Origin of the sequence: Paenibacillus sp. GM2FR (assembly GCF_002803325.1) — a bacterium.
Classification (GTDB): Bacteria; Bacillota; Bacilli; order Paenibacillales; family Paenibacillaceae; genus Paenibacillus_AQ; species Paenibacillus_AQ lautus.
Genome location: NZ_MKZM01000011.1, coordinates 202,398 through 227,422, shown reverse-complemented (window position 1 = coordinate 227,422; position 25,025 = coordinate 202,398). Strand labels below are relative to the sequence as shown.

At 51.3% G+C, this 25,025-nt stretch carries 23 protein-coding genes; 20 read left to right on the top strand and 3 right to left on the bottom strand.

The features are described 5' to 3' along the window. Positions 1-29: 29 nt before the first annotated feature. Positions 30-1,034 (bottom strand): D-alanyl-D-alanine carboxypeptidase family protein, encoded by a 1,005-nt coding sequence (locus PAEVO_RS29375; protein WP_100541017.1) that lies wholly within the window; start codon positions 1,032-1,034, stop codon positions 30-32. A gap of 201 nt (positions 1,035-1,235) precedes the next feature. Between PAEVO_RS29375 and PAEVO_RS29370 the strand changes: the two genes are divergently transcribed. From PAEVO_RS29370 to PAEVO_RS29315, 12 genes are all read left to right on the top strand, one after another. Further along, positions 1,236-1,631 carry a Fur family transcriptional regulator gene (locus tag PAEVO_RS29370; protein WP_009590342.1) on the top strand — a complete coding sequence of 132 codons (396 nt, stop codon included), beginning with the start codon at positions 1,236-1,238 and terminating at the stop codon, positions 1,629-1,631. After that, entirely contained in the window at positions 1,607-2,425 is an 819-nt protein-coding gene (locus tag PAEVO_RS29365) for a winged helix family transcriptional regulator (RefSeq protein WP_100541016.1), read from the top strand. The genes PAEVO_RS29370 and PAEVO_RS29365 overlap by 25 nt, the downstream gene beginning before the upstream one ends. 189 nt (positions 2,426-2,614) lie before the next feature. Continuing rightward, positions 2,615-4,075, top strand: coding sequence for a catalase (locus tag PAEVO_RS29360; RefSeq protein ID WP_100541015.1), 1,461 nt, complete (start codon positions 2,615-2,617; stop codon positions 4,073-4,075). A 248-nt stretch (positions 4,076-4,323) separates the two neighbouring features. Beyond that, positions 4,324-6,306: a methyl-accepting chemotaxis protein gene (locus PAEVO_RS29355; protein WP_100541014.1), complete on the top strand. Its 1,983-nt coding sequence runs from the start codon at positions 4,324-4,326 to the stop codon at positions 6,304-6,306. A gap of 232 nt (positions 6,307-6,538) precedes the next feature. Then, complete coding sequence (locus PAEVO_RS29350) at positions 6,539-7,354, top strand: uroporphyrinogen-III synthase (RefSeq protein WP_100541013.1); 816 nt, start codon at positions 6,539-6,541, stop codon at positions 7,352-7,354. Positions 7,355-7,464: 110 nt separating this feature from the next. Further along, on the top strand, positions 7,465-8,103 hold the full coding sequence (locus tag PAEVO_RS29345; RefSeq protein ID WP_100541012.1) for a ThuA domain-containing protein: 639 nt from the start codon (positions 7,465-7,467) through the stop codon (positions 8,101-8,103). Between the two features lie 35 nt (positions 8,104-8,138). Further along, a complete protein-coding gene (locus tag PAEVO_RS29340) occupies positions 8,139-8,837 on the top strand; it encodes a response regulator transcription factor (protein WP_100541011.1) in 699 nt (232 codons plus the stop codon). Then, positions 8,834-10,186: a sensor histidine kinase gene (locus PAEVO_RS29335; RefSeq protein ID WP_100541010.1), complete on the top strand. Its 1,353-nt coding sequence runs from the start codon at positions 8,834-8,836 to the stop codon at positions 10,184-10,186. The genes PAEVO_RS29340 and PAEVO_RS29335 overlap by 4 nt, the downstream gene beginning before the upstream one ends. A gap of 89 nt (positions 10,187-10,275) precedes the next feature. Further along, the gene (locus PAEVO_RS29330) at positions 10,276-10,902 is read left to right on the top strand and encodes a PepSY domain-containing protein (RefSeq protein ID WP_100541009.1); all 627 of its coding nucleotides are present in this window, start codon (positions 10,276-10,278) and stop codon (positions 10,900-10,902) included. Positions 10,903-11,026: 124 nt separating this feature from the next. Continuing rightward, the gene (locus PAEVO_RS29325) at positions 11,027-11,668 is read left to right on the top strand and encodes a PepSY domain-containing protein (RefSeq protein ID WP_100541355.1); all 642 of its coding nucleotides are present in this window, start codon (positions 11,027-11,029) and stop codon (positions 11,666-11,668) included. A gap of 274 nt (positions 11,669-11,942) precedes the next feature. After that, complete coding sequence (locus PAEVO_RS29320) at positions 11,943-12,260, top strand: phasin family protein (RefSeq protein ID WP_076323924.1); 318 nt, start codon at positions 11,943-11,945, stop codon at positions 12,258-12,260. After that, the gene (locus tag PAEVO_RS29315; protein ID WP_100541008.1) at positions 12,261-13,931 is read left to right on the top strand and encodes an ABC1 kinase family protein; all 1,671 of its coding nucleotides are present in this window, start codon (positions 12,261-12,263) and stop codon (positions 13,929-13,931) included. Here the strand turns inward: PAEVO_RS29315 and PAEVO_RS29310 are convergent. Then, on the bottom strand, positions 13,928-14,497 hold the full coding sequence (locus tag PAEVO_RS29310; RefSeq protein ID WP_100541007.1) for a hypothetical protein: 570 nt from the start codon (positions 14,495-14,497) through the stop codon (positions 13,928-13,930). The genes PAEVO_RS29315 and PAEVO_RS29310 overlap by 4 nt on opposite strands. 194 nt (positions 14,498-14,691) lie before the next feature. Here PAEVO_RS29310 and PAEVO_RS29305 point away from each other — a divergent pair, with 194 nt between their 5' ends. From PAEVO_RS29305 to PAEVO_RS29295, 3 genes are all read left to right on the top strand, one after another. Further along, the gene (locus PAEVO_RS29305) at positions 14,692-16,323 is read left to right on the top strand and encodes a DEAD/DEAH box helicase (protein ID WP_100541354.1); all 1,632 of its coding nucleotides are present in this window, start codon (positions 14,692-14,694) and stop codon (positions 16,321-16,323) included. A gap of 95 nt (positions 16,324-16,418) precedes the next feature. Further along, positions 16,419-16,769, top strand: coding sequence for a DUF3243 domain-containing protein (locus PAEVO_RS29300; RefSeq protein WP_076323927.1), 351 nt, complete (start codon positions 16,419-16,421; stop codon positions 16,767-16,769). A gap of 699 nt (positions 16,770-17,468) precedes the next feature. Beyond that, positions 17,469-18,722 carry a PH domain-containing protein gene (locus PAEVO_RS29295; RefSeq protein ID WP_100541006.1) on the top strand — a complete coding sequence of 418 codons (1,254 nt, stop codon included), beginning with the start codon at positions 17,469-17,471 and terminating at the stop codon, positions 18,720-18,722. A 24-nt stretch (positions 18,723-18,746) separates the two neighbouring features. Here PAEVO_RS29295 and PAEVO_RS29290 read toward each other — a convergent pair whose 3' ends face one another. Then, positions 18,747-19,283, bottom strand: coding sequence for a hypothetical protein (locus PAEVO_RS29290; RefSeq protein ID WP_100541005.1), 537 nt, complete (start codon positions 19,281-19,283; stop codon positions 18,747-18,749). A gap of 292 nt (positions 19,284-19,575) precedes the next feature. Here PAEVO_RS29290 and PAEVO_RS29285 point away from each other — a divergent pair, with 292 nt between their 5' ends. The 5 genes from PAEVO_RS29285 (at position 19,576) to PAEVO_RS29265 (ending at position 24,845) form a co-directional block, all read left to right on the top strand. After that, positions 19,576-20,055, top strand: a complete 480-nt coding sequence (locus PAEVO_RS29285) for a glutathione peroxidase (protein ID WP_100541004.1) — start codon at positions 19,576-19,578, stop codon at positions 20,053-20,055. Between the two features lie 499 nt (positions 20,056-20,554). Next, positions 20,555-21,916: an FAD-dependent oxidoreductase gene (locus PAEVO_RS29280; protein ID WP_100541003.1), complete on the top strand. Its 1,362-nt coding sequence runs from the start codon at positions 20,555-20,557 to the stop codon at positions 21,914-21,916. A 126-nt stretch (positions 21,917-22,042) separates the two neighbouring features. Next, a complete protein-coding gene (locus tag PAEVO_RS29275) occupies positions 22,043-22,639 on the top strand; it encodes a DUF4352 domain-containing protein (RefSeq protein ID WP_100541002.1) in 597 nt (198 codons plus the stop codon). A gap of 249 nt (positions 22,640-22,888) precedes the next feature. Continuing rightward, positions 22,889-23,482, top strand: coding sequence for a TetR/AcrR family transcriptional regulator (locus PAEVO_RS29270; RefSeq protein ID WP_100541001.1), 594 nt, complete (start codon positions 22,889-22,891; stop codon positions 23,480-23,482). A 115-nt stretch (positions 23,483-23,597) separates the two neighbouring features. After that, positions 23,598-24,845 (top strand): MFS transporter, encoded by a 1,248-nt coding sequence (locus tag PAEVO_RS29265; protein WP_100541000.1) that lies wholly within the window; start codon positions 23,598-23,600, stop codon positions 24,843-24,845. Positions 24,846-25,025: the final 180 nt, after the last annotated feature.

The window sequence follows — 25,025 nt, the reverse complement described above, 5'->3', positions numbered from 1 at the left end:
CAAAATCGTGAGTTCTATGATGACGATGATTAAAAAAGGCCGGATAGGAGATTCGAAAGAATACCTTGACGTTCAAATCCGTAATCCATCAGTTTCCGAGTTTCCGTAAACCGCTGATCGGCATTCCCGGTCCCCATCACGACGGAAATCAGCCGGTTTCCGCCACGCGACGCAGTCCCGGTAAAGCAATAACCGGCAGAGCGGGTGTATCCGGTCTTAAATCCGTCATTACCTTCGTAAGAATGCGGTTCGCCGGGTAGCATGAGATTGGTGGTATGCAGGGAAAGCTTCTTCTGCGGAACAGGCAAATCGCGCTGGCTGGTTACCTCGAGCAGATCCGGATGTTTGTTGACCAGCCATCTGGCCAGCATGGCTGAATCCCTGGCCGTCATGACGGTATCGCCGTCGGAGGCCGCTTCGGCAAAGGGAAGAAGGTCAGCGGCAGGCAAACCGGATGCATTGGCGAATACGGTGCGGTCCGAAAGGCCGATTTCCTTCGCTCGTTCATTCATGGTCTCCGCGAACCGGGCCTCCGACCCGCTGAGATGCTCCGCAATAGCTACGGCCGCATCATTGGCCGAATGGATAATGAGTGCTTCGAACAGCTGCTTCAGCGTGTAACGTTCGCCTTCATGCATACCGATGCCTGAACCGGGCACCTCTGCCGCATAGCGGCTGACCGGTACGTTCTCTTCCCAAGCATGCTGCCCGGATTGGACGGCGTCCAGCACCAGCAGCTCTGTCATCATTTTGGACATGCTCGCGGGAGGTAAGGGGAGATCGGCATGCATCGCATAGAGCACGCGGCCGGTATCCGCATGAATCAGGATGGCCGAACTGGCTTTGATGGGAGGCGGAATAAATATCCTTGCGATGAACACAACCAACAGAATGGCGACAAACAGTAGTAGGAGCAGACTTAAACGTGCGTGCCCCTTGCGGCGTATTCGTTTGGTTCGAAGCGTGCCGGTTTGCTTCCGGGATAAATCAGGGGATGACGGAAATTGACGGGGATGCTTGGCTATGGAATCCATGGCGCTCGATCGCCTCCTTTGGCGGATTATACAATTCATCGTGTATGTATGTTCTAATTCTAGCCAAACAAGCTAAAGGAATTTTTAATTGAATCTAAAGAAATCTTAAAGATTACCAGCAGCGATTTCGGCACGGGTTGTTGACCTTGGAGAGAATAGGATTTATACTTGATCTAAAAATAAATTAAAAGGGTGAATACCTTGAAATCTTTAAATCTGACGACACAACGCCAAGCGGTGTACGATGTCCTTCGGGAATCGCATGATCATCCGACTGCTGCGGATATCATGAACCGACTGGTGGAGAAAGGTTATAATTTGGCGTACGGGACGGTTTATAATTCCCTGCGTTATTTGACGGATAAGCAGCTGATCCGAGAATTGAAGCTGGGCGAGAGCGCGAGTCGGTACGATGCCCGTACTGACGAGCATCAACATATTATTTGTGAAGTTTGCGGGAAAGTGGACGAGGTCATGACGGAGGTGCCAGAGGATTGGGCTGCTACGGTAGCCGGTGAAACCAACTACGTTATCCATCATGCTCACGTCGTATTCGGGGGGGTGTGTCCAGAATGTCAAATCAAACGGAAGAAATGACGGAACTGGGAAAGGTCTATGCGTTTCCGGATTTCCAATCCGGCAATCTGTATGTTCGTCCGGAGTCGCCGATGGCAATCGGGGATGCTTGTCCCACAACGCTGCGGGCTGCATTGATCAGCCGTTCCCCGGGACGGGTGAACGAAATGTTCATGACCTTGACGGAGAACTGCTTCGAGGTGATGATGTTCCGTAAATGGGAACCGCGTCTGCAGTCAGCCCTGAACACGGGACTGATTATCGCCGATATGACGGGCTGCCGGAACATGGCGGCGTTCAATAAGGAGAAGGAGCTGCTGCTGCCGGAACATTCCTCGATTCCGATCTTGTACCTGGTTGGCGAGGAGCTCATGAGCAAAGCGGGCTCCAGCCTGTTGAATGAAGAGCTTATGGTATGGCCGGCCCGTTCCAAAGATACGATGATGTATCAGGTGCAGCGAACCATTCGATTGTTCTCTCCGGCTGCCGGATTGTCGGGTGGGGAAGAGGTCATGCGTGGCCTCGTCTATAAAGATTTATCCATTGATCGGGATAAAATGACCATCCACCGGGGCAGCACGCCTATTCATTTGACCAAGACAGAGTATCATTTGCTGATGCTCCTGCTGGACAGCGAAGGAGCCGTATGCACGCGTGAGGACCTGATGTGCAAAATTTGGGATACAGATTTTATGGGCGGCAGCAATGTGGTTGACGTCCATATCAAAAGCTTGCGTAAAAAGCTGAGCGACAACGCGGGAGCCCCGCGATACATTGCAACGGTTAGAGGAGTGGGATACCGCCTGGCGGACTAATCCCCCTCCTTTTTTTTGTCCATTCACGAACTCAAAAATGGATTCATCCGAACTTCATATAACGATCATAGAAGGGTCATATAACACTCATGCGACAATCATGATCCAATGGATTCTCCAATGATACAATCAATTCATAAATTTAGATTCAGTCTAAAATCAATTATAGAAATGATGGAGGGTTCATATATGGATAGAATGACAACCAATCAAGGGGCTCCAGTTGGAGATAACCAAAATTCCAAAACGGCAGGGCGCCGCGGACCGACGCTGCTTGAGGATTATCATCTGATCGAGAAAATCGCCCATTTCGACCGTGAACGGATTCCGGAGCGGGTCGTTCATGCCCGCGGGGCAGGTGCACACGGCACATTTGTTGTGGAGAATGACATGAAGCCTTATACGAAAGCGGCCTTTCTGCAGGAAATCGGTCAGGAAACGCCTGTGTTCGTTCGCTTCTCCACGGTGATTCATGGAACAGGGTCACCCGAAACGGCACGCGACCCGCGCGGATTTGCCGTGAAGTTCTATACGGAGGAGGGCAACTATGACATTGTAGGGAACCATATTCCGGTCTTCTTTATTCGGGACGCAATCAAATTCCCCGATATGGTGCATTCCTTGAAACCTTCGCCGGAGACCAACATCCAGGAGCCCGGCCGGTACTGGGACTTCATGACGCTGTCTCCGGAATCCACGCATATGATGACCTGGGTGTTCTCCGATCATGGCACACCAGCAAACTATCGGGAGTTGGATGGCTTCAGTGTCCATTCCTTCAAGTGGGTGAATAGCGAAGGCAAAGTGAGCTACATTAAATACAAGTGGGAATCCGCACAGGGCGTGAATACGCTGAATGCAGACGAAGTGGTCGAAGTCCAGGGTAAGGACTTTAATCACGCCACCCGTGATCTTCGTGAGCACATCGCAAACGGGAATTTCCCGAAATGGCGCCTGCAGGTGCAGCTGATGTCCCCGGAGGAAATGGATGAATTATCCTTTGATCCGCTGGATCCTACAAAGACCTGGCCGGAGGATCGCTTCCCGTTCGTGACGGTCGGCACCATGACTTTGAATCGCAACCCGCAGAACTTCTTTGCAGAGGTTGAGCAGGTCGCTTTCTCCCCAAGTGCATTGGTACCAGGCATCGAGCCGTCTGAGGATAAATTGCTGCAAGGCCGGCTATTCTCTTACCCGGATACGCAGCGTCATCGACTGGGAGCCAATTATTTGCAGATCCCGATCAACTGTCCATATGCTCCTGTGCGTAATCATCAACGTGATGGCTTGATGAATGTGAATCAAGATCCGTCGCCGGTGAACTATGAGCCGAACAGCTATACAACGGGCCCTGTGGAAGACCCTTCCGTTAATGAGAGCGAAGCTCCGCTGACCGGTCATGTCGTTCGCCAGCGCATCGAGAAAACGGATGATTTCACCCAAGCCGGGGAATTGTACCGTTCGTTTACGGAGCAAGAGAAGGATCATCTGCTCCGCAATCTGGTTGACGACCTGAGCCAGGTCAAATCTGATATTCAGCTCCGTGCCGTATGCAATTTCTACCGTGCCGACGCCGAATATGGCGCAAGACTCGCTGCCGGGCTTGGTGTAGACCTGAGTGGATTCATACCTTCCAATCAGTCGAAGTAACGTAATCAGAACTATAAGAGCCAGCCATCTTTGTTTCCGCTGTGCAGGATGGATGGCCTTTATATAGACGGTGATCTCTGATCGCCGCCAAGAGGGGTGCCTTTTTAACAAGGGCGCCCCTCTTTTTATGGAATTAATTACCTATACACACTACATAATGAATGGTTCAAGAGATGCCGATAAGTTGAAGGGAGTATTTTTGTAGAAGACAGGCGAGAGTCACTGCAGTTTAGAAAGGAAAGAAACCCATGAAGAAAAAAAGAGCTAATCGTATTAAAAGAAACCTGATCCTCACATTCCTCCTCGTGCTTCTTGTGCCCAGCTGCGCCATCGGTATTATCACCTATCGTGACGCCAAGGGAACTGTCGAGGATGAAATTCTGCGCAGTGCATCGCAGAGCGTCGATACGGCGAATGAGATCATTAATCACACGCTGCAATCGAAGTTTGATGATCTGAATTATTTAAGTACAACGATGAAGTCCGCGGAAATCGACAAGGAACTTGAAGCCCAAGCGGGGTCAACCATCAATGCACTGAAGCAGTACTTGGGACTACATCCGGATACAGTGGACGTATTTATCGGTACAGACCAGGGCGGAATTATCAAGGCATCGGGGGATAAGCTGCCGGCGGACTATGATCCTAGACAAACCGGATGGTTCCAAGACGCAATGAATGCATCAGGCCAACCGATTATTACTGCCCCCTATGCATCGAACGCAGGCTCACTGATTGTAGTAACGATATCCCAGACGCTGCCTGATGGCAAAGGCGTCGTGGGGATTGATCTCAACCTCCATAGCATCCGGAGCCTGGTCGAAGTGCAGGTAGGTAAAGAAGGCTATACGATGGTGCTGGATCAAAATCACAAATATCTGTTTCACCCCGATTATGATGCGGGGACGGATGCGTTGGCTGAAGAAACCTGGATCTCCAAGCTGTATGAGGAGCCGACCGGTCATTTTGACTATGTCCATAACGGTATCGAGAAACAATTGAATTACATTACGAATGAACGAACCGGCTGGAAAATTGCCGGGACCATGTATGTTAAGGAAGTCGACGACTCTGTTAGTGGCATCCGCCATACGCTGATGGTGGTCATGAGCGTTTCGCTGCTAGCCGCCTTAATCCTGGTGACTTGGAATGTAAGCTCTGTGATTAAACCGATCCGCCGTATGCGCCAAGCGACCGAAGTCATTAGCGGGGGGGATCTAACGCTTCGTTTGAATGGCTTCAAGCGTGATGAGATTGGAGAGCTGGCCGATCACTTCCAGCAGATGGTGGATAGTCTCAGGGACATGGTTCACGGGGTCAAGTCCATGACGGAGAATGTTTCCGCATCTTCCGAGCAATTGTCCGCAAGCGCCTTGCAAAATACAAGCGCTGTCGAGCATGTCACGTCTTCCATTCAGGAGGTTGCGGCCGGCAGCGAACGCCAGTTGAACGCTGCGGAGGAGATTCTGAAGCGCATCCTTCAGGTATCCCGGCATGCGGACGATATTGCGGATGTATTGGAGAAGGTTACAGCGGCCATGAACCAGACGGAGGAATTGGCCCAGGAAGGGAACAAGACGGTGATTACCGCAGCAGCGACGATGCAGGATATCGATCATGCGATGAACGATCTGAATGGTGTTATCCATCAGCTGTCTGAGCGGACTGAGGAGATCGGCGGTATCGCCTCGGCCATTACCGACATTGCTAAGGAGACGAGTCTATTGTCGCTGAATGCCTCTATCGAAGCTGCGAGAGCCGGGGAGCAGGGGAAAGGATTTGCGGTTGTTGCCGCGGAAATCCGCAAGCTTGCCCAAAGGTCGGAAAGCTCGGCAGATTACATATCGGGGCTGATTACAGGGATACTGGCAGAAGTGGAACGAACCATTGAGGTGACGGAAGCCGCCAAGCAGAAGGTGTCGGACGGCGTTGATGCAGCGGACCTAACCGGACGCTCCTTCTCCCGGATCAAAAAGGCCGTGAATACGGTGTCCGACCAGGTAAGATCCACTTCGAAGGCGGCTAAGGCATTGGCTCAAGATACGTCTTCCACGAAAAAGTCCGTTGAGGATATCCGCGGGGTGTCGGAGCAAACGTCAAGTCAGACTCAGACGATATCGGCAGCCTCTCAGGAACAGCTTGCTTCCATGGAAGAAGTGAGTGCGTCTGCTTCAGATTTAAGCCGGTTAGCCGAAGAACTGCAGGAGATGGTGACACGCTTTAAGATTTAGATTTAATAGATTCAATGGCGTGCAGTATGCCCTGATATTTCATGTTGAAGCAGCAAAGGAACTTATATTCCTTTGCTGCTTTTTTGTTTGTGGCAGGAAAGGGGGGCTTTTTGAAGAATAAGACCAAAGTGGCTTTATCTATAGGAGCCGGGCCTTTATACTGGAGTCAACTGCTAGAAGCTGTAAGATTAACGATGAACAAGCTAGAAATGATGAGAGTGGGGCATATAACATGGCACAGCATATGAAAGATCGGATCGTCGCTTTGGCTGGTCCGCGCAAGGCGGCAGACATGGCCAAGCTGGTGGAGAAGATGGGAGGCACTGCGCTCCTTCGCCCGGCCCAGGGAACCGTATTTTTGGATGATGAAGTACTGCGTCGTTCGATCGAAGCTTGGCTCAAAGCGCCTGCGCCGTGGGCGATTTTTACAACGGGAATCGGCCTGGAGGCCATTTATGATACGGCCGAACAGATGGGCCTTTTGGATACATTGAATGAAACGCTGCAGAGCACCTCGATTGCGGCAAGAGGGTACAAAACGGCAAATGCGCTGAAAAAACGCGGGCTGGCACCGATCGTCAGAGATGATGACGGCAGTACGTCGGGGCTGATCCGGTCTTTGGAACCGCATGACTTGTCAGGCAAACGTGTCATTCTTCAGCTGCATGGCGAGTCTGCCCCTAAGCTGGTGGAGTGGCTGGAGAGTCGCGGGGCGATAGTAGAGCAGATCCTGCCGTATAAGCACATTCAGCCGCTGGAGGAGGATGTTTCGCAACTCGTTGACGAAATTGTTGGCGGCAAGGTTGACGCGGTTGCTTTTACAAGCGCGCCCCAGTTTCGTTTCCTTGCGGATTATGCACGTGCCCATGGCAAGCTGGAGGCTGTGCTTGAGGCGTTCCGCGGGCCTGTCCTGGCAGCGGCTGTCGGCAAGGTTACGGCTCAGGGGCTTCGCGAGGAAGGCATTGAACGCATGGTGGTTCCCGAGGAAGAGCGAATGGGCAGCATGATGGTGGCGCTTGGCCGCTACTTTGCTCAAAATCAAGAATAATGTCATGATATAACGTAATGAAGTTGGGGAGATTTCATTCCAGACCAGCTTCTTCATGCATGTTCCTAAGGATCATGTGAAATATTGAGTAGTAAATAGGAGGATGACCGATGGATAAAAGAAAGGCATTGCTGCTTGGCAGCTACACCCACCCGAAGTTTCATCCGCTGCAAGGCATTGATAAACAAGTGACACACCTGCTGAACGACATGTTCACCGTGCAGTGCACGGAAAATCATAAAATGCTGCATGAAAGCAATCTCTACCCTTACGAACTCTGCATCGCCTACAGCGACCTATGGGACGAGCGAGTCTCGCCACGGCAGACCGCAGGTCTGCTGTCCTATGTAAGCGGAGGCGGCGGCTTGCTCGTGATCCATAACGGCGTTACGCTGGCCAATCGTTATGAGCTGGCGCAGCTGATCGGTGCCCGTTTTGACGGACACCCGCCCATGGAGAAGCTGTATTTCGTTCCGGGAGAGACCGAACACGATATTACGGAAGGCGTGGAGCCTTTTGTGCTGGATGAGGAGCCTTACCGGTTCATATTCAGTCCGTTTACGGAAAAAACGGTGCTGCTGCATTATGAATACGAAGGTAAGCAGTGGCCTGCCGCCTGGTGCCATACGTATGGCATCGGACGCGTGGTTTTCTTGATGCCGGGTCACCACGAGCCGTCCTTTCTCCAGCCCCAGCTGCGTTTGATGATTACGCAAGCGGCCAAGTGGGCTGCGCGAGTTCCGGGTTAACAGCCATTTCGAAATGATCGGTAGGAGGGACGCGCGTGAGCGGGAAGATACTAATTGTTGAGGATGAAGCGAAAATATCCCGTTTGCTTGAAATCGAGCTGGAGAGTGAAGGCTATCAGGTCACCAAGGCGGATAACGGGCTGGATGCGCTCGAGGCATACCGCAGTCAGGACGTGGATTTAATTCTGCTGGATGTCATGCTCCCCGGTTTGAGCGGAATTGAGCTGCTGCGGCGGATCCGTGCCCATGATTCCCATACAGCCGTGCTGCTGCTGACAGCCAAGAGTTCCGTTGAGGATAAAGTATCGGGGCTTGATCTTGGAGCCAATGATTACATCACGAAGCCGTTTCAGATCGAAGAGCTGCTGGCACGGATTCGTGCTGCGCTGCGGCTCCAGGGGAAGCAGGATCCGGAAGAGCCGGCGGCAGGAGAATGGCTTACGGCAGCGGATTTGAAATTGAACGAAGGTACGCGGGAAGTCATTCGCGATGGCAGAAGGATCGATCTGACGCCTCGTGAATTTGATTTAATTGTCTATTTGCTGAAGAACAAACGGCAGGTGTTGAACCGCGAGCAGATTCTCGCTGCCGTATGGGGATACGATTATTACGGCGATACCAACGTCGTCGATGTATATATACGTTACGTCCGCAAGAAAATCGATCATGACAGCACATCGGAGCTCATTCACACCGTCCGCGGTGTCGGCTACGTGCTGAAAGAGACCCCATGAAGCTGAGCAGTAAAATCCACCTCTATTCGTCGGTGCTGATGGCGGCCATTCTGATTGTCATGAACTTATCCGTATACTATGTGTTTAGCAAAATGACGGTGGACAGCCAGCTGGAGCAAGCGGAAGCCGAGGCGGGAAGCATTGTCAAAAGTATCGCGCATTCTGCTGCGACCATTCCCATTGACGATCTGCTGCGAAGTTATGTCCCGGCTGACGGAAAGATTCAATTCGTCCCGGCTGACAGCAAGGCGAAGTCTCCTTACGTAACCTCCTCCGGTGAGGATATGGATGAGCTTAAGCTTCCTTATAACACGAATAAGCAGGTAGAGCAGATCCTATATGAAGGAATGCGTTATGTGCTTGTTTCACTGCCGGTCATTTGGAGCGACGGGGCTGTATACAACATCCAAATTTCCCGCAGTCTTGCCGCCACGATGGAGACGCTGCAGGTGCTGCGAATCGTGCTGGTCGCCGTAACCGCAATCGCTTTAGTTCCGGTCATCATTTCGACGCGGATATTGGGGCGTTTAATTGTGCAGCCGATTACGGCTTTAATCCGTACAATGCGGGAGATTCGGCAGAGCGGACGATTCCGGCGAATCGAGCTGAAGGAAAAATCCAAGGATGAGCTGGTAGAGATGGGGGCTGCGTTCAACGACATGATCACGCTGCTGGAGAGCAATCATGCGAGGCAGGAGCAATTCGTGTCCAATGCTTCCCATGAGTTAAAGACACCGCTCACCATCATCGAGAGCTACGCAAGTCTGTTAAAGCGGCGGGGTCTGGACCGGCCGGAGCTATTCATGGAGTCCGTCGAAGCGATCCATTCGGAAGCGATCCGGATGAAGGAGATGACGGAGCAGCTGCTGCTGCAAGCACGCAATCAGGATCAATGGCAGGTCGAACTGGAGCAGGTGGATCTCGTGGCATTATCGGAGTCTTCCGCACGCGCATTTCGCGATGCTTATAACCGCACGGTGGAGGTCGAAGCCGATGGCGGGGTTCTCGGCTGGACGGACAGCCGCAGGCTCAAGCAGCTTTTGTTCATTCTGCTGGATAATGCGCGCAAATACAGTGACGAACATATCGTCATCCAGGTAGGCAGGAAGCCATCGGAGGTTTATATTCGGGTCATCGACCGCGGAATCGGCATTGCCAAAGATGAGCTGGAGCACGTCTTCGACCGTTTCTACCGGGTGGATGAGGCTCGTACCCGCCGGGGCGGGGGCGCTGGCCTTGGTTTGTCCTTGGCGAAGGATATCGCAGAGGCCATCTCTGCTGATCTGGAGCTGGACAGCCTGCCCGGCGTGGGCACAACGGCCACCATTCGGCTTAAAGAATCGAAATAAACTGCAGCAGCCCACTGTTTTCTCATCGAATTCTAACCATGCTGCGCTATACTGACGGTAAAGACAGAATGTGTTTGCGAGGTGATTCAATGCGTAAGAAAGTGAGTGTGCTGCTGGGTGTCATCATCGTGGTCGCCGTTATGATCATCGTGAATGCGGTATGGAGTCCGTTTAACCGTTCGACGGAGGCGATGTCGCAGGAGGAAGCCGTTAGTGGAGTATTGAAACAATATCCGGATGGTGAGATTACAAAGGCAACGCTGGAAGGTGAGATGTACCGGATGGAGCTGCAATCCGATTCCGGGAGGTATGAAATGACGGTAGATGCCCGTCAAGGGGATATCGTGTCCATCAAACCGCTGGACAAAGCGCCAGTGAAGCCAGAGCCGGAGCCGGGCGAAACCAAGGAGCCGACTGACGATCCGAGCACGCCTCCCACGAAGCCCAATGAGAATGGCGAGAAGGGAACAACCGATGGCGAAAGCGGAACTTCGGAACCGCCTGCAACGATGATTACCAAAGAGTATGCGATCAAGCTTTCTTTAGAGAAGGTACCGGGAACGGTAGAAGACGTGGAATATCGCGAGAGTAAGAGCAGCCGTTACTACCTGGTGGAGATTGAGCGGGAAGACGGCCGTGAAGCGACCATTCAAGTCCATGCGATTACCGGTAAGATCATGACGGTGACTTGGGATGATGAGGACGACGATGAATAGATGAGAGGTCTTGTTCGTGTTTTCTCATCGTTTTCTAATCTTTCTCTCCGAAAGCTCTCATGTTGAGAGGGTATATTGGGTTTGTAGAGATCAACAGGAGAGAATATTGAGGAGGCCTAAGATGATGAAGAAGAAAATATGGTGGGCAGGCGCACTGTCCGTAGCTATCGCGGCAAGTGGAGTATACGGCTATAACGCCGTACAGGCGGCAGGAGCAGGACAGACAGCTGCAGCAGGAACCCAGGGAGCGGCCAAGCAACAGCAGCAGCTGATCGGTATGGAAAAAGCCGAACAATTGGCACTGGCTGCTGCCAACGGCAAAGTGGAGAGCATGGATATCGACCGCAAAAAGGGCAAGCTGGTCTACGATGTGGAGATTCAGCAGAATAACCGGGATGTCGATGTATGGATTGATGCCTACACAGGCAAATCCCTTGGCGTAAGAGTAGACCGGGATGATGACGATGATGATCGTGACAACCTTCCAGGCAATCTGATCGGTGCCGGCAAGGCCTCCGCTATTGCCGTTAAACACGTTAAGAGCGGGACGGCTGTGGAAGTGGATCTGGACCAAGATGACGGCAGATGGGTGTACGACGTCGAAGTGAAGACAGCAAACGGATCATCCGATGTTGAGGTCCATGCGGTCAGCGGGAAAGTGATCAAGGCAGAGTTTGAGAAATACGACGACCATGATGATGACGATGATGACCATCATGATTGGGATCATGATGATCAAGACGATCATGATGGGGATGACGACTAAGCCATTCTTCATCTGCATGGCATAGCATCATAAGCGAACAGGCGGGATCACTTTCTCCCCGCCTGTTCGCTTTTTGCATTGTATTTTACATAACAAGCATGGATGGAATGCAATTTCTTGTTATCCGATTCCGGATTGCCCTCATATTTCATGTGAAATCAGGGGAAATTGATAGGGGAGCTTCTCTATACTTATGAAAGCAAGTCCAAGGATAGATGTTTTTACCAGCGTTAAAGGTTATAATGGAACCAGACAACGACCGGGAGGGATATATATGAGTGATCTTTTTAAGAAAGCCATCTCGTTAGGATTGGGCCTTACCGTGGTCAGCAAGGAAAAAGTAGAGAAAATCGTGGATGATCTGGTCAAACGCGGGGAGCTTGCTCCTGCGGAATCCAAAGCGCTGGTGAACCGTCTTGTCGAACGCGGCGAAGAGGAGCAATCCCAGATCAAGACATATATTTATGAGCAGGTGCAGCGCGTGTTGTCCGATCTGGATGTTCCCAAAGAGAGTGATGTCGCCAGCCTGGAACAGCGCATTGCTACTCTGGAGAAGAAGGTTGTAGAACTGGAAGGATCGCGGCAGGAATAGATGGCGGTCCGAATCCGACATGCCGGACGTTACCGGGAAATCGCCATGGCGCTCATGCGTCATGGCTTTGGCTATATGGTGGAGGAGATGGGACTGTTCCATGTTCTGTCGCTGCCTGTCCGCTGGAGTTCCAGGGAACAGCCGGAGACGATTACATTAGGGGAACGCATTCGGCGAGTGCTTGAGGATCTTGGCCCCGCCTTTGTGAAGCTTGGACAGTTGGCGAGTACAAGATCGGATCTGCTGCCAGACCACATTATCCAGGAATTGGTGAAGCTGCAGGAGCGGGTGCCTCCTTTTTCTTCCGCGAGTGCAAGGGAGCTGATTGAGCAAGAGTGGGGTATGCCGATCGACGAAGTGTTGAGTGAGTTTGAAGATAAACCGTTGGCCGCCGCTTCGATCGGGCAGGTCCATGCTGGGAAGCTCAAGTCCGGAGAGCATGTAGCGATCAAGGTTCAGCGGCCTGGGGTAGCCCGAATGATCGGTCGTGACTTGGAGATATTGCGGGATTTAATCTCGATTGCTGAGCGTCACTGGGACTGGGTGAAGCAGTACCGTGTGGACCGGATCGTTGACGAATTTGCCAGAGCGATGATGGCGGAGCTGGATTACAGCCATGAAGCCCGAAACGCAGAGAAGATTGCCTCCCAGATGCCGGAGCATGAATTTATCCGCGTTCCGCTGATTTATTGGGAGTACACGTCATCCAAAGTGCTGATGATGGAGTATGTCGATGGCCTCACCTTAAGCCGGAGGCAGGAGATCGTGGACAAGGGACATGATCTGAAGGCGATCGCCGAGCATTTGATCGATGGGATGCTGCAGCAGATCTTTATTGAGGGATTCTTTCATGCCGACCCTCATCCGGGAAATTTGCTTGTCAGGGAGGACGGCACGCTGGTCTTTCTGGATTTCGGGCTGGTGGGTCACCTCAGCGAAGATATGAAGGATCATCTGTCCGGACTCATTATTGCATTGATGCGGCGGAATTCGGAAGGGATGATCCGGGCGATTTCCAGAATGGGATTGATCCCGGACGATTGCGATATGGATTCGCTGCGGTCGGATATGGACCGTCTGCGGGGAGAGTATTATGACGTGCCATTCGCTCAAGTGCGCATCGGCAAAGCATTGACCGATCTGTTTGCCGTTGCCCAGCGCCACCGGATTATGCTGCCGCCGGACATGACGCTGCTAGGCAAATCATTGCTGACCCTGGAAGGGGTCATCGAGATGCTGGACCCGAGTCTGAGCATTATCGATATGGCGGAGCCTTTTGGACGGAAGCTTCTGAAGAAGCGGTATAATACACGCCGGATCAGCCGGAAGGTGCTGGATGGGGTAACAGGGCTTGCCGAGAGTTTGCTTGATCTGCCTGGACAAGCCAGGCAGCTGTCGGCTCTGATCAGCAAAGGGAAACTGCGGGTGGAGATCAGCGTTCCAGAACTGCAAACGCTGATGCGCAAGATGGATCAGATCAGTAACCGGCTGTCTTTCAGCATCGTGCTTCTGGCTTTCAGCATCATCATGGTGGGACTGATTATCGGTTCGTCGCTCAGCCGGGAGCCGATGATGATATGGAGCTTCCCGGTGATTGAAGTCGGATTCATCGTAGCCCTGCTCATGGTTGCATGGCTGCTGTATGCCATTTTCAAATCCGGCAGGTTCTAGCCGGTAGACTCACCTCTTGCCCGCTTGCGCTGCTGTACCCAGGTCTGGACTCCGATGAGGATCCATTCTATGAGGTGAAAGAATACGGCAATGAGAAGCGCTTGCTTCCAGCCGCCGACAGGAATGCCGGGCACAATCAGAGACGCTATGTACAGCAGAACCGTGTCGGTTACAACTGTAACCGCCTGTTTGATATAGATGGAGGTATCCTTGCGAAGCAGCAGCCTTAGCAGGGCGATAACCAAGGGATGAATGATACCTTCGAAGATCAGGAGCCCAATCAGGAGCGTGAGCGAGAAACCGAGCCATGCGCCTTGAACGTCGTAAGCCAGGATTTCACCTGATCCTGATGGATCAGACATGGGAAACCACCTTGCATATAACATCGCAAAGAGCTCTAACGGTATAATGATAAAGGCCGACAACAGCGGGATAAGCCACAGCTTCTTCCGGAAGGGGACGATAGGCTCCCCGTCGCGTCTTGAAATATAATTCATCATCAGATTGATAAGGCCGAACAGGATCATCAGGATAAGTGCTGACAGGATGATCTGTAGGGTATGCATATCGGGGACACCTCCTTCGCTGGTGCAAACTGGATATCTATATCATTGACATTACCAAAGTCAGGGACTTTTGTCAGTTGAAAAGAAATACAACGAAAACGTTCGTTCTTCTTAGAACGAAATCGAATGACATTTTGTCGGACTTATTATGTAAGTTTGTTGGTTTGCTATATCCAATCGATTTGACGCAACAGATGCTAAATAATTTAAATGAGGTGGAACGTTTGCCGAACTTTCAACAACTGGGCATTGACGAACAAAGAGTACGGAAACTGAAGGAGCAGGGGATTGCCGTGCCGACTCCGGTACAACAAGAGAGTATCCCGCTGCTGCTGCAAGGAAAGGACGTTATCGCCCGGGCAAAGACCGGCACAGGTAAAACGCTGGCGTTCATGCTGCCGATTCTGCAGCATATCGATCCCAAGCGGGCGTATCCGCAGGCGCTCATTATTGCGCCGACGCGGGAATTGGCATTGCAGATTACGGAAGAAGCCAAGAAGCTGACAGCCGGAGAGCCGGACGGGATCAAAATCCTGGCGGTCTATGGTGGTCAGGACGTGGAGAAACAGCTGCGAAAGCTCGAAGGCGGACGGCATTTGATCATCGGTACACCGGGCCGATTGCTGGATCATTTACGCCGGGGCACGCTTGAGCTGGGCGGCGTGAAGCAGCTGGTGCTGGATGAAGCCGACCAGATGCTGCACATGGGCTTTCTGGATGAGGTCGAAGCACTGATCCACGCGCTTCCGTATCGGCGCCAGACGATGCTCTTCTCGGCCACGATGCCTGCCGGTGTGAAGCAGCTTGCCGGCAATTATATGAATGAACCTGTCGATATCGTCATCAAAGGGGCTTCCCCAATCCCGCTGGAGCAGATCCAGCAGGTTGTGGTCGAGTGTACGGACCGCTCCAAGCAGGATGCCCTGCGAGCGATGATCGAGGAACATAACCCTTTTCTCGGGATTATCTTCTGCCGGACGAAACGCAGAGCAACTACTCTGAATGAGGCGCTGCTGGCCCATGGGTATCAATCGGACGAGCTGCACGGGGACCTGTCCCAGGCAAAACGGGAAGCGGTAATGAAGCGATTCCGGGAAGCTAAGCTGCAGCTGCTGGTGGCAACGGACGTTGCCGCGAGAGGGCTTGACGTCGAAGGCGTGACCCATGTCTTTAACTACGATATGCCTCATGATGTTGATAGTTACATTCATCGTATCGGACGGACCGGACGGGCCGGTGGGAACGGAATGGCGATCACGTTCGCTGCCGGTAAGGATCTTAACGATCTACAGCGTATCGAGGAAGGAATCTCCCTTCGCTTGAAGCGCGTGCGCTATGATTCCAGTGCTGGAGGCCTTCGGGAAAGCACCGGCGGCTCAGGCAGGGATACGGGCAGACCGGGAAAAGCAAGAAACGTCTCTTCGCTTGAATCTGATCAAGAACGTGGTCAAGGCAGAAGCCGGGCAGATCGCGGTACGGGTTCCGGGCGGAGCCGCGGTAGCGAGCAGGGTAGAGGAAGAGCCGGATCGTCACGCAGAGATGAGCGTGGATCCGGACGGACGGGAAGCCGTGACGGCCGTCCAGGCGAGGGACGCGGACCATCGTCGGCTGGAGGTCGCAGCAGCGGCAGTCGTGACGGCGGGCGTGCAGGCGAAGGCCGTGGACAGTCACAGGCCGGAACACGCGGCAGCAGCAGCCGTGGACAGTCCAGAACCGAGGGTCGGGGGAATCACGGCAGTCGCGGTGGACAAGGCGGTACACGATCTTCCGAAGGCCGCGGTGCAAGAGGCCAGAGTGGTGGCCGGCGCGGTGGCCGCAGCCGCTAGCAGGTATAGGAGATTTTTGGAAAGCATCTGTTTCAAGCCGGAAGATCCCGTTTAAGTAGAGAGCGTTACCCAGTCAATGACAAGGAGGCGTTACCATGTCTGAACATAATCATGTAGTGAACAAGAACGGTGAGCTGGATGTGAGTAAGGTCAGTGACGCAATGGACCGGATTGATGATGGGGAGAAGGAGAGAATCCTGGCCGATTTTGATGCCTTCCAATCCTATTTGAACAAGCGAATTCAGCTTGCCGAGAGCATTGGGTTGAATGAAGAGCAGCTGGCGCAGGCAGCAGAGAAGGTAGCTGGCTATTTGGCTGCAAACGAGGAGCCCCGCAATTCCGAAGAGAAACTTCTGCAGGAGTTATGGAAGGTTGGAACCCAAGCGGAGCAGCATCAGTTGGCTCATCTGCTTGTGAAGCTGGCTCAGAAACGTACGGCTCCATAAGGCAAAGCGTGAGATGGAAATCCTTCCCGGCCGACCTGCCGCGGAAGGATTTTTGGGTTTAAGAGTAGTAATTAACATACTTATAAGGATGTAAGGATGTAGGGATGGATATAAATTTCTATACATAATATACATGCAATCTAGATCGGCTTGTGCGCGCCCGTCCTCGGAATCCAGATGCAACGAAATGGAATCTAGGAGCAATGAAATGGTATCTATGTGCAACGAAATGGTATTCTAGGTGCAACGAAGTGGTATCTATGTGCAACGAAATGGCTATGACGATGACCAGAACCCCGCCGAACGCCGAAGCTAACGGACATCAGATACGTTATTTCCCTGTTAGGGGGTCCATTTATCGTTCAACGGACACCACAGCCGTTATTTAGCCTGGAAGCAGCCCAAATATCGCCTTTTCAGATGAATAACGGATCTCCTGTCCGTTCGTTTCGCTCCAAAACCCATTTTCTGCGAAATAAGGTCTCCTGAGTCCGTTAGACTTCGAGTGAACGCAGGACGCTGCTCCATCACTCGGCAAGACTTACGATTACCGCTCTTCTGTCGCACTGCCGGACGCGTTCTATCGTTGGCCTAACATACTATTTGGTGATCGTGCGAACTGCTCCTTATATGATCTCCAATGTCTTTTTCATGAGAGCTTTAGAAACAACGAAAGAATATGAGGAGGGAGTTGCCTGAATGTCTCTGGTGATTCATGAGCAGAGAAAGCCCAAAATGCAGCCTTTTTATTGGGTGATTACGTTTGAAATGCACGTGCTGGGAATACTGCTTGGCCTGGCGCTGACACTGGGTCCCTTGATTTTGCTGTACCTCTGGACCAATGTCTGGACCTGGATGAGTTTGGCTGCTATACCCGCCGGTATCTTCATGATGATTCGTCTGTCCAGAAGCCTGAAAGGGCATATCTGGAACAATACGCATCTGGACGAGTATTTGTTATACGAAGATCATATTGAATACGAGAGATGGGACCCGGAAACGAAAGACTCCCTGAAGGGGAGCCTTAGGATCGGTGACATCAAGGAAATATACTATGGGCGATATATCTTTCAATTCAGTTATGCCTATAAGAAGAGTAAAATGACCGAATCCGTGCCTATGGCGGAGTTAATGCCCATTATGTACCTCGTCGCTGGAGAAGGGCAGATGGAACGGGCGGTTGCCATTCCATTCACGGATCCGATGGAGGCGAATCGTTGGCTGGAGGTTATCGGCAGAAGGGATATTCCCCTATACCTGACGTCCATCATCATTCAAGATCTGAGCGATGAATCGGTTGCGTCTTTGCTTCGCGAGGACGAGGATTTGGAGCGTGCCGAATTTGACGGCAATATGGAGCGGCAGTTCCGGCCGTACCTGGACCGTTTGGTACAGGAGAATGAGGAGGAAGACCGGGAATTGACCGAGGAGGAGCTTAATCAACTGGAATATGAGATGAAGCTCCTCGAATACAAAGAGGTGCTGCAAAAGAGAAGATCGGCCTTTCGTGGAACCGGTTTGCTTGCTTGGCTGATTTTCCCGATTCAGTTCGCCATCGGTTTTTGGCTGACGCGTCAGGCAGAGCTGGGTAACGCGGATCCCGAGCAGCCGTTATTCCCAATTCTGCTTGTTGCATTCTCGGCGATCCTGTTCTTCTTCCTGGTGAAATGGATGCGCTGGCTCCAGATCATCATGTTCTCGTTGGTTACCTTTATATCGTTTATGTTTTTGGACTTTTCCGAGATCGAAACGGATCCCTCGTACCAAATGTCCAGCATGCTCCTTGCTATAGCCATGCTGTCATTGCCTGTGGTCGGTCTTTTCTATTTGGGCATCCGGTATGTGCGCAAAGGTCGGGATGCGAAGAACCTGCCCCCGATGCCGGGGCCGTGTCAGCCTCTTTCCGATAACGATAAGGTGGGGATCCAGCCCGGAGACCATCTGTCAACTTAAAACGGGACGAGAAAAACGCACCCTTCACATTTGGGGGTGCGTTTCGTATCGGTACCTGTAGGTTTCCATAGGATGGCTGGTAAAGGTGCTGTCGAGCTTCTTCTTCTCACCAGGAGCAAGGGTTACGTTCTTATACATCTCGGTGAAGACTTCCTCATCGTTCTTATCGTACACGAAAAGGGTAATGTGACCATGAAATGTTTGGCTCTCATGGTAGTTGCCGGCATAGATGACAATGTCTACATCATCCTCGTTTTTATAGGCTCCGGTATGGACCACGATGTAGTCTTTAAAGCTTTGCAGCTCGGAACCCGCCTTCTTGTCCTCATAATTCTGATCCAAATCGGCCAGCATCGTTTCTTCTTTATACAGGGATTCCTGGCTGATAAGGCCAATGGGGATCGTCAGTATGAAATAGAAGGCCAGCGTTGATAGCCCAGTGCTGCGAAGCACGGTTTTTCGGTCATATCCCCCTTTTATTAAACCGATGAAGGCAATCAGTGCCAGCACAATGACAATGAGATGCCATGGGGATACAAACATTTCGGGATACAGTTTCATTTCTTTTCCTCACTTACTGTTGTTGAAATAAGAACCATTCGATATTTTTCCAAACCTTAATCATTACCCTGCTTACTTGCTGATTAAACAGCTGTTATTAGCCTATGTATTATCTCTTGTTTGAAGAGGTTATGCATTCATCATAAAGGATTTGCGGGCGACAGGGTAGAGGCGTTGGAACCGAAATTTGGTTTAGGGCCATTTATTCGGTATGATGGAGGGAGATTGGCTAGGCTGTAGAGCTTGGAAAGCCATGCATCCAATACATATAGACCGGGGAGGAGATTCGAAGATGTCAGTTTACGAATACCATGCAACAAACCCGAAAGGGCAGGAAGTCTCACTCGATCAGTATTCCGGTAAGGTTCTGATTATTGCCAATACGGCAAGCCAGTGCGGACTTACGCCGCAGTATGGAGAGCTACAGCAGCTGTATGACCAATACAGCCAGCAAGGGCTGCAGGTTCTTGGCTTCCCGTGCAATCAGTTTGGCGGACAAGAGCCGGGTACAAGTGAAGAGGCCGAATCGTTCTGTCAGTTGAATTATGGCGTGAATTTCCCAATCTTTGCGAAGATTGACGTGAACGGGGAAGAAACGCATCCGTTATTTCAATATTTGAAATCCGAGCAGCCAGGACCGAATGAAGGCGGAGAGATCGCTTGGAATTTCACAAAGTTTCTGGTAGACCGCGAGGGCAAGGTGGTTCAGCGGTTCGAACCGCGAGATACACCGGAATCGATGAAGGGTGCCATTGAATCCCTGCTTGGTTAGTGGCAGGCAGCAACGATAACATAACAGGGCTGTTTTCTTTGGGGATATTCCTCTGAAGAGAACAGTCCTGTTTTTCTTGGATATATCATTGCATCATTCCGTTAGAATCAGCCTAAGCAAGATCCTTCAAGGCAGCACGTAATAAGATAGGGAAGATCGCTTGAATTAACTCCGTGAGGCCGGACACATATAGCTTACCCTGATACCGAACCTATATTCTTGGTTTAACCTAGGGCATTGGCGCTGGGGTCGTCATACTGTTTAGGTCAACAACTTTTATCATCTTAACTATGTGAAATTATGAACAATCTGTGAATAACACAATTACCTATTGAACTGTGAAATTTATCACATTATAATAAGGACATGAAGTGAAAACATTCACAAGAGATGTTACCCGTCACCACATTCATGCTCAACAAGCGTTACCAAGCATGAATCCAGGCAAAAGAGCTCATCTTAATCAAATATAAGCTTCATACTTGGAGGAGGAAAAACCATGAAAGTTGCAGTTATCGGTTGTACCCATGCAGGAACGTCCGCCATCGTGAATACCGCTAAACTTTACCCGGATGCACAGATCACCGTTTATGAACGTAATGATAACATCTCATTCCTGTCTTGCGGCATCGCGCTTTACGTCGGAGGCGTTGTGAAAGACCCTGACGGTTTGTTCTATTCTTCGCCTCAGAAGCTCGACGAGCTGGGTGTCGAAACCAAGATGAAGCATGAGATCATCTCGGTGGATACGGACAAGAAAACCTTGAAAGTTCGGAACCTGGTCACACAGGAAACTTTTGATGATACCTATGACAAACTGATTATCACAACCGGATCATGGCCAATCGTACCGAAGCTTGAAGGCATCGATCTGAATAATATTTTGCTCTGCAAAAACTACAATCATTCCAATGCGATCATTGAAAAAGCACAGGAAGCGAAACACATTACGGTTGTCGGCGCCGGTTATATCGGTGTGGAGCTTGTCGAAGCCTTCCAGCAGAACGGCAAGCAGGTTACGCTGATTGATAGTGCCGACCGCATTCTGAACAAATATCTGGATCCTGAATTCAGTGGCAAGATCGAGAAATCCTTCCGTGAAAAAGGGATCGAGATGGCCATGGGTCAGACCGTGACTTCTTTCCAAGGCGAGGATGGGAAGGTGAATAAGGTCATCACAGACAAAGGTGAGATCGACACGGATCTGGTAATCCTCTGCATCGGCTTCCGTCCGAATACGGAGCTGCTGAAGGGGCAGGTGGAGATGCTGAAGAACGGCGCCATCGTCGTGGATCAATATATGCAAAGCAGCAAGCAGGATGTATATGCAGCAGGCGATTGCTGCTCCGTTCACTATAACCCGACCGGTAAAATGATGTACATTCCGCTGGCAACTAACGCAGTCCGGATGGGTACGCTCGTTGCACGCAACCTTGTGCAGCCGACGACCCCATATATGGGAACGCAAGGTACGTCGGGATTGAAAATATACGAGCACAACATTGCCTCGACGGGATTAACCGAAGGAGCCGCCAAGGACGAAGGCTTGAAGGTGGAGAAGGTCACCATTACGGATCATTACCGTCCGGAATTCATGCCTACCTTCGAAGAGGTTACGCTGAAGGTGGTATACGAGCAGGAAAGCCGCCGGATGCTGGGGGCACAGGTCATTTCCAAAGCGGATATGACGCAATCCATTAATACGCTGTCGGTATGCATACAGAATCGGATGACGATTGATCAATTGGCCTTCATCGACTTCTTCTTCCAGCCGCATTACAACAAACCGTGGAATTTCCTTAACACGGCTGGACTGCAGGCATTGCCGGCGGTCGAGACAAAAGCACCGGTGCATTCTTAATCCATTCATCAAGAAGACCCCTGAATCGGGGGTCTTTTTCTTGTTTTTGAAGGATTATGGATTTTGACAGCGAATTGGAAAATATCCGGACATGTAGATATCGACTTTCAGGAGGTAGGATAAAGTATGAATAAAAAAGTAATGCTGGCCTCGGCTGCATTGTTCTCCATGCTGCTGACGGCTGCTTGTTCCAATGATCAGGCGGATCCGCCAGCAGAGAGTCCGCCGGCTGTTGTGGATAGCGGGGAGACAGGTCAGACGGGGGCATCGGAAGAGCAGCCGCCTGCAGAACCAACCCAAGGGGAGGATCAACCTGCCGACAATGCAGAGGTGAAGCCGATCGGCGAACCTGCCGCGGTAGGCGATACGGTGGATTATCATGGCACGGTCATTACGCTGAACAGCGTACGTGAGTCCGAAGGGGACGAGTACTTAAAGCCCCAGCCGGGCCATACGTTTAAGGTGGTTGAGATTACCGTGAAGAACAATGGCCAGGAGCCGCTGGTCATCTCTTCCGCGCTATCTTTTTCCCTGACGGATTCGAGCGATCTTAACTATACGGTTCCCATTACGGATGATGTAAAGATGCTGGACGGCACCGTTGCCCCAGGCGGCGAGCTGACAGGTGAAATTCCGTACGAAGTGAAGCAGGGTGTAAAGGGGCTGCAGCTGAGTTATGGCGATCCGATGAAAGAAGGAAGAGCCATTTGGTCAGTGGAATAAAAAATAATTAGCATGGTTGTTTCGGGATTAACGAATGAGGAAAGGATTTTGCGCAGGCAAAGTCCTTTTTTCTATGTGATGGCCAAGGCGTCGCTTTACATGCGGGAATGTTTTCAGTATGATTAAACCGTACAGTCGGTTTTTTATCGTGAGTAGCGTTCATCAACTTTGGATTCATTTTTAGTAAGGGAATCAGGTTTCCGTTTGTGATGGCGGACTATTATTTCCAAACAAGGAGTGCTTACACCGATGTCTTCAGAAAAAGCGCAGCGAAAGCGGGATTTGATTCTGGATAAAGCGAAGGAACTGTTCATCCAGCGCGGGTATGCGGCAACATCCATGGATGAACTGGTCAAGTATACGGGTGCCAGCAAGGGAAGCATCTACTATCACTTTGAGAGCAAGGAAGATTTGTTCGTCAAGCTGCTGGCTAAGCAGAATCAGGAATGGATGGAAGCCTGGAACGATAAAAAAGCCCGTTACGCCAGCTTCGAGGAGAAGCTGTACGGCATTGCCGATCATATGGTCGATGACTTCCAGAATCCGCTGACCAAGATTGCGGAGGAATTCTATATCAATCAGCCGGAGAATAAGACGATTGTGGGCGAGATGCTGGCCATCCTGCAAGGTCCGCGCACGCTTTACCGCGAAATTTTTGCTGAAGGAGTAAGCGAAGGGCGAATACCGGCAGAGGATGTAGAGGAAATATCCATCATATTCGCATCGCTGCTCGATGGGATGTCGATGTTGCACTTTGAACGTTCTCAGGAGGAATCGAGGCTACTATACCGTAAAGGAGTGACGTACTTTTTAAACGGTGTGTTATCAGGTCAAGGCTCTTAGCGTAGTGAACGATAGGAAGATTTATCGGAAACGCTTCTCTTGGTTTACAAGCGGGAGCTGGCGTTTTCATATATATAATTAAACCGAATGGTCGGTTTTAGTAGGGGGATGAACTATGAGGCATTTGTTTGGCAACCGCGCGTTCGTGCTGCTGATGGTTTCGGATTTTATGCAAAATATCGGGATCTGGATCCGCAACATGGCGCTTTTGTTCTTCATTATGGAGAAGAGCAACCATGACCCGGTCGCCGTATCGCTGCTTACCGTAATTGAATACGCGCCCATTTTTGTGATCTCCATGATTGGCGGCGTGCTGGCAGACCGCTGGCGTCCCAAGCGAACGATGATTTGGGGAGACATTCTAAGCTTTTTATCCATACTGCTTATCCTGTTTGTTGTGTATGCAGGATATTGGCAGGCCGTGTTTACGGTGACCCTGGTCTCGGCCGTTGTATCCCAATTCTCGCAGCCTTCGTCCATGAAGATCATCAAGCGCTGCTTGCCGGATGAGCATGTGCCCGCGGCCACGGCTTTGTCCCAGACCTCGATGTCGCTGTTCATCATTTTGGGACCGATGGTCGGCACGACGATCTATCAAGCTTTTGGATTGCAGGCCTCGTTAATCAGCTTGTTGGTTCTATTCGGAGCTTCGGCGATCGTGCTGGCGTTTCTCCCTTCCAGTGTGGATGAACCCGCTAAGAATTCGGAATCGACCGGTTCTTTTATGAAGGACATGAAGGCAGGCTTCACTTACATCGGCTCCAGTCGGCTGCTGAAGGTGCTGCTGGTGGTTTACGTTTTAATGGCGCTCGGCAGCGGACTTGTTCAGCCGCTCGATATCTTTGTCATCACGGAGCGTCTACAGCTGGCAATGTCCAGCGTTCAGTGGTTCACCGCGTTAGAGGGTCTGGGCATGTTGATTGGCGGCGTGCTGGCCGCCGTGATTGCAGGGAGAGTGAAAGGCTCCTACTTGCTGTTCGCCGGCCTTGCCTTCCTTGGACTCTCAACCTTTGTCGAGGTGCTGTCCCAGTGGCCGATCCTGACCGGCACGATGCGTTTCGTAACCGGGGTGCTGATGGCGATGGCGCAGACGGTATTGATGGCCGTGATGATGCAGCAGGTGGAAGAGAAATTTATCGGCCGGCTGAACGGCGTGATGACGCCGGTTTTTACCGGCATGCTGCTCATCGGCTCCGGGTTTACAGGATGGTATATGTCGACAACCTCCATTGTGGTCGTGTATTTCACGGCAGGTGCGCTCTTCCTGCTGTCGTCCTTCATTAGCATGAAACTTCCGATCTCGAACGTTCCGGTTCAGGAAAAGGAAACGCCTGTAACCGTAGAGACTGCCGCCAAGGCATAGGCTTGCAGGTTAGAATGTAATGGTGGTAAACAGGCGAAGGCTTGCAGGTTTTGAGCATGGTGGTTGGTATAAGCAATAAACCAAGCGGTGTCGGGATCATCTCCGACACCGCTATTTTACATGTACCGCTCGCTCGGATCGGACGAATGATCGGGGTCCTCTAGAGGACCCCAAGATTCA

Bases quoted from the DNA above. Each gene is read 5' to 3' on its own strand.
- PAEVO_RS29315 (WP_100541008.1), top strand. From the start codon at position 12,261: ATGGCGGTCCGAATCCGACATGCCGGACGTTACCGGGAAATCGCCATG.
- PAEVO_RS29310 (WP_100541007.1), bottom strand. From the start codon at position 14,497: ATGCATACCCTACAGATCATCCTGTCAGCACTTATCCTGATGATCCTG.
- PAEVO_RS29360 (WP_100541015.1), top strand. From the start codon at position 2,615: ATGGATAGAATGACAACCAATCAAGGGGCTCCAGTTGGAGATAACCAA.
- PAEVO_RS29305 (WP_100541354.1), top strand. From the start codon at position 14,692: ATGCTAAATAATTTAAATGAGGTGGAACGTTTGCCGAACTTTCAACAA.
- PAEVO_RS29375 (WP_100541017.1), bottom strand. From the start codon at position 1,034: ATGGATTCCATAGCCAAGCATCCCCGTCAATTTCCGTCATCCCCTGAT.
- PAEVO_RS29295 (WP_100541006.1), top strand. From the start codon at position 17,469: ATGTCTCTGGTGATTCATGAGCAGAGAAAGCCCAAAATGCAGCCTTTT.
- PAEVO_RS29320 (WP_076323924.1), top strand. From the start codon at position 11,943: ATGAGTGATCTTTTTAAGAAAGCCATCTCGTTAGGATTGGGCCTTACC.
- PAEVO_RS29325 (WP_100541355.1), top strand. From the start codon at position 11,027: ATGAAGAAGAAAATATGGTGGGCAGGCGCACTGTCCGTAGCTATCGCG.
- PAEVO_RS29345 (WP_100541012.1), top strand. From the start codon at position 7,465: ATGGATAAAAGAAAGGCATTGCTGCTTGGCAGCTACACCCACCCGAAG.
- PAEVO_RS29300 (WP_076323927.1), top strand. From the start codon at position 16,419: ATGTCTGAACATAATCATGTAGTGAACAAGAACGGTGAGCTGGATGTG.
- PAEVO_RS29275 (WP_100541002.1), top strand. From the start codon at position 22,043: ATGAATAAAAAAGTAATGCTGGCCTCGGCTGCATTGTTCTCCATGCTG.
- PAEVO_RS29350 (WP_100541013.1), top strand. From the start codon at position 6,539: ATGGCACAGCATATGAAAGATCGGATCGTCGCTTTGGCTGGTCCGCGC.
- PAEVO_RS29290 (WP_100541005.1), bottom strand. From the start codon at position 19,283: ATGAAACTGTATCCCGAAATGTTTGTATCCCCATGGCATCTCATTGTC.
- PAEVO_RS29335 (WP_100541010.1), top strand. From the start codon at position 8,834: ATGAAGCTGAGCAGTAAAATCCACCTCTATTCGTCGGTGCTGATGGCG.
- PAEVO_RS29270 (WP_100541001.1), top strand. From the start codon at position 22,889: ATGTCTTCAGAAAAAGCGCAGCGAAAGCGGGATTTGATTCTGGATAAA.
- PAEVO_RS29265 (WP_100541000.1), top strand. From the start codon at position 23,598: ATGAGGCATTTGTTTGGCAACCGCGCGTTCGTGCTGCTGATGGTTTCG.
- PAEVO_RS29355 (WP_100541014.1), top strand. From the start codon at position 4,324: ATGAAGAAAAAAAGAGCTAATCGTATTAAAAGAAACCTGATCCTCACA.
- PAEVO_RS29280 (WP_100541003.1), top strand. From the start codon at position 20,555: ATGAAAGTTGCAGTTATCGGTTGTACCCATGCAGGAACGTCCGCCATC.
- PAEVO_RS29285 (WP_100541004.1), top strand. From the start codon at position 19,576: ATGTCAGTTTACGAATACCATGCAACAAACCCGAAAGGGCAGGAAGTC.
- PAEVO_RS29330 (WP_100541009.1), top strand. From the start codon at position 10,276: ATGCGTAAGAAAGTGAGTGTGCTGCTGGGTGTCATCATCGTGGTCGCC.
- PAEVO_RS29365 (WP_100541016.1), top strand. From the start codon at position 1,607: ATGTCAAATCAAACGGAAGAAATGACGGAACTGGGAAAGGTCTATGCG.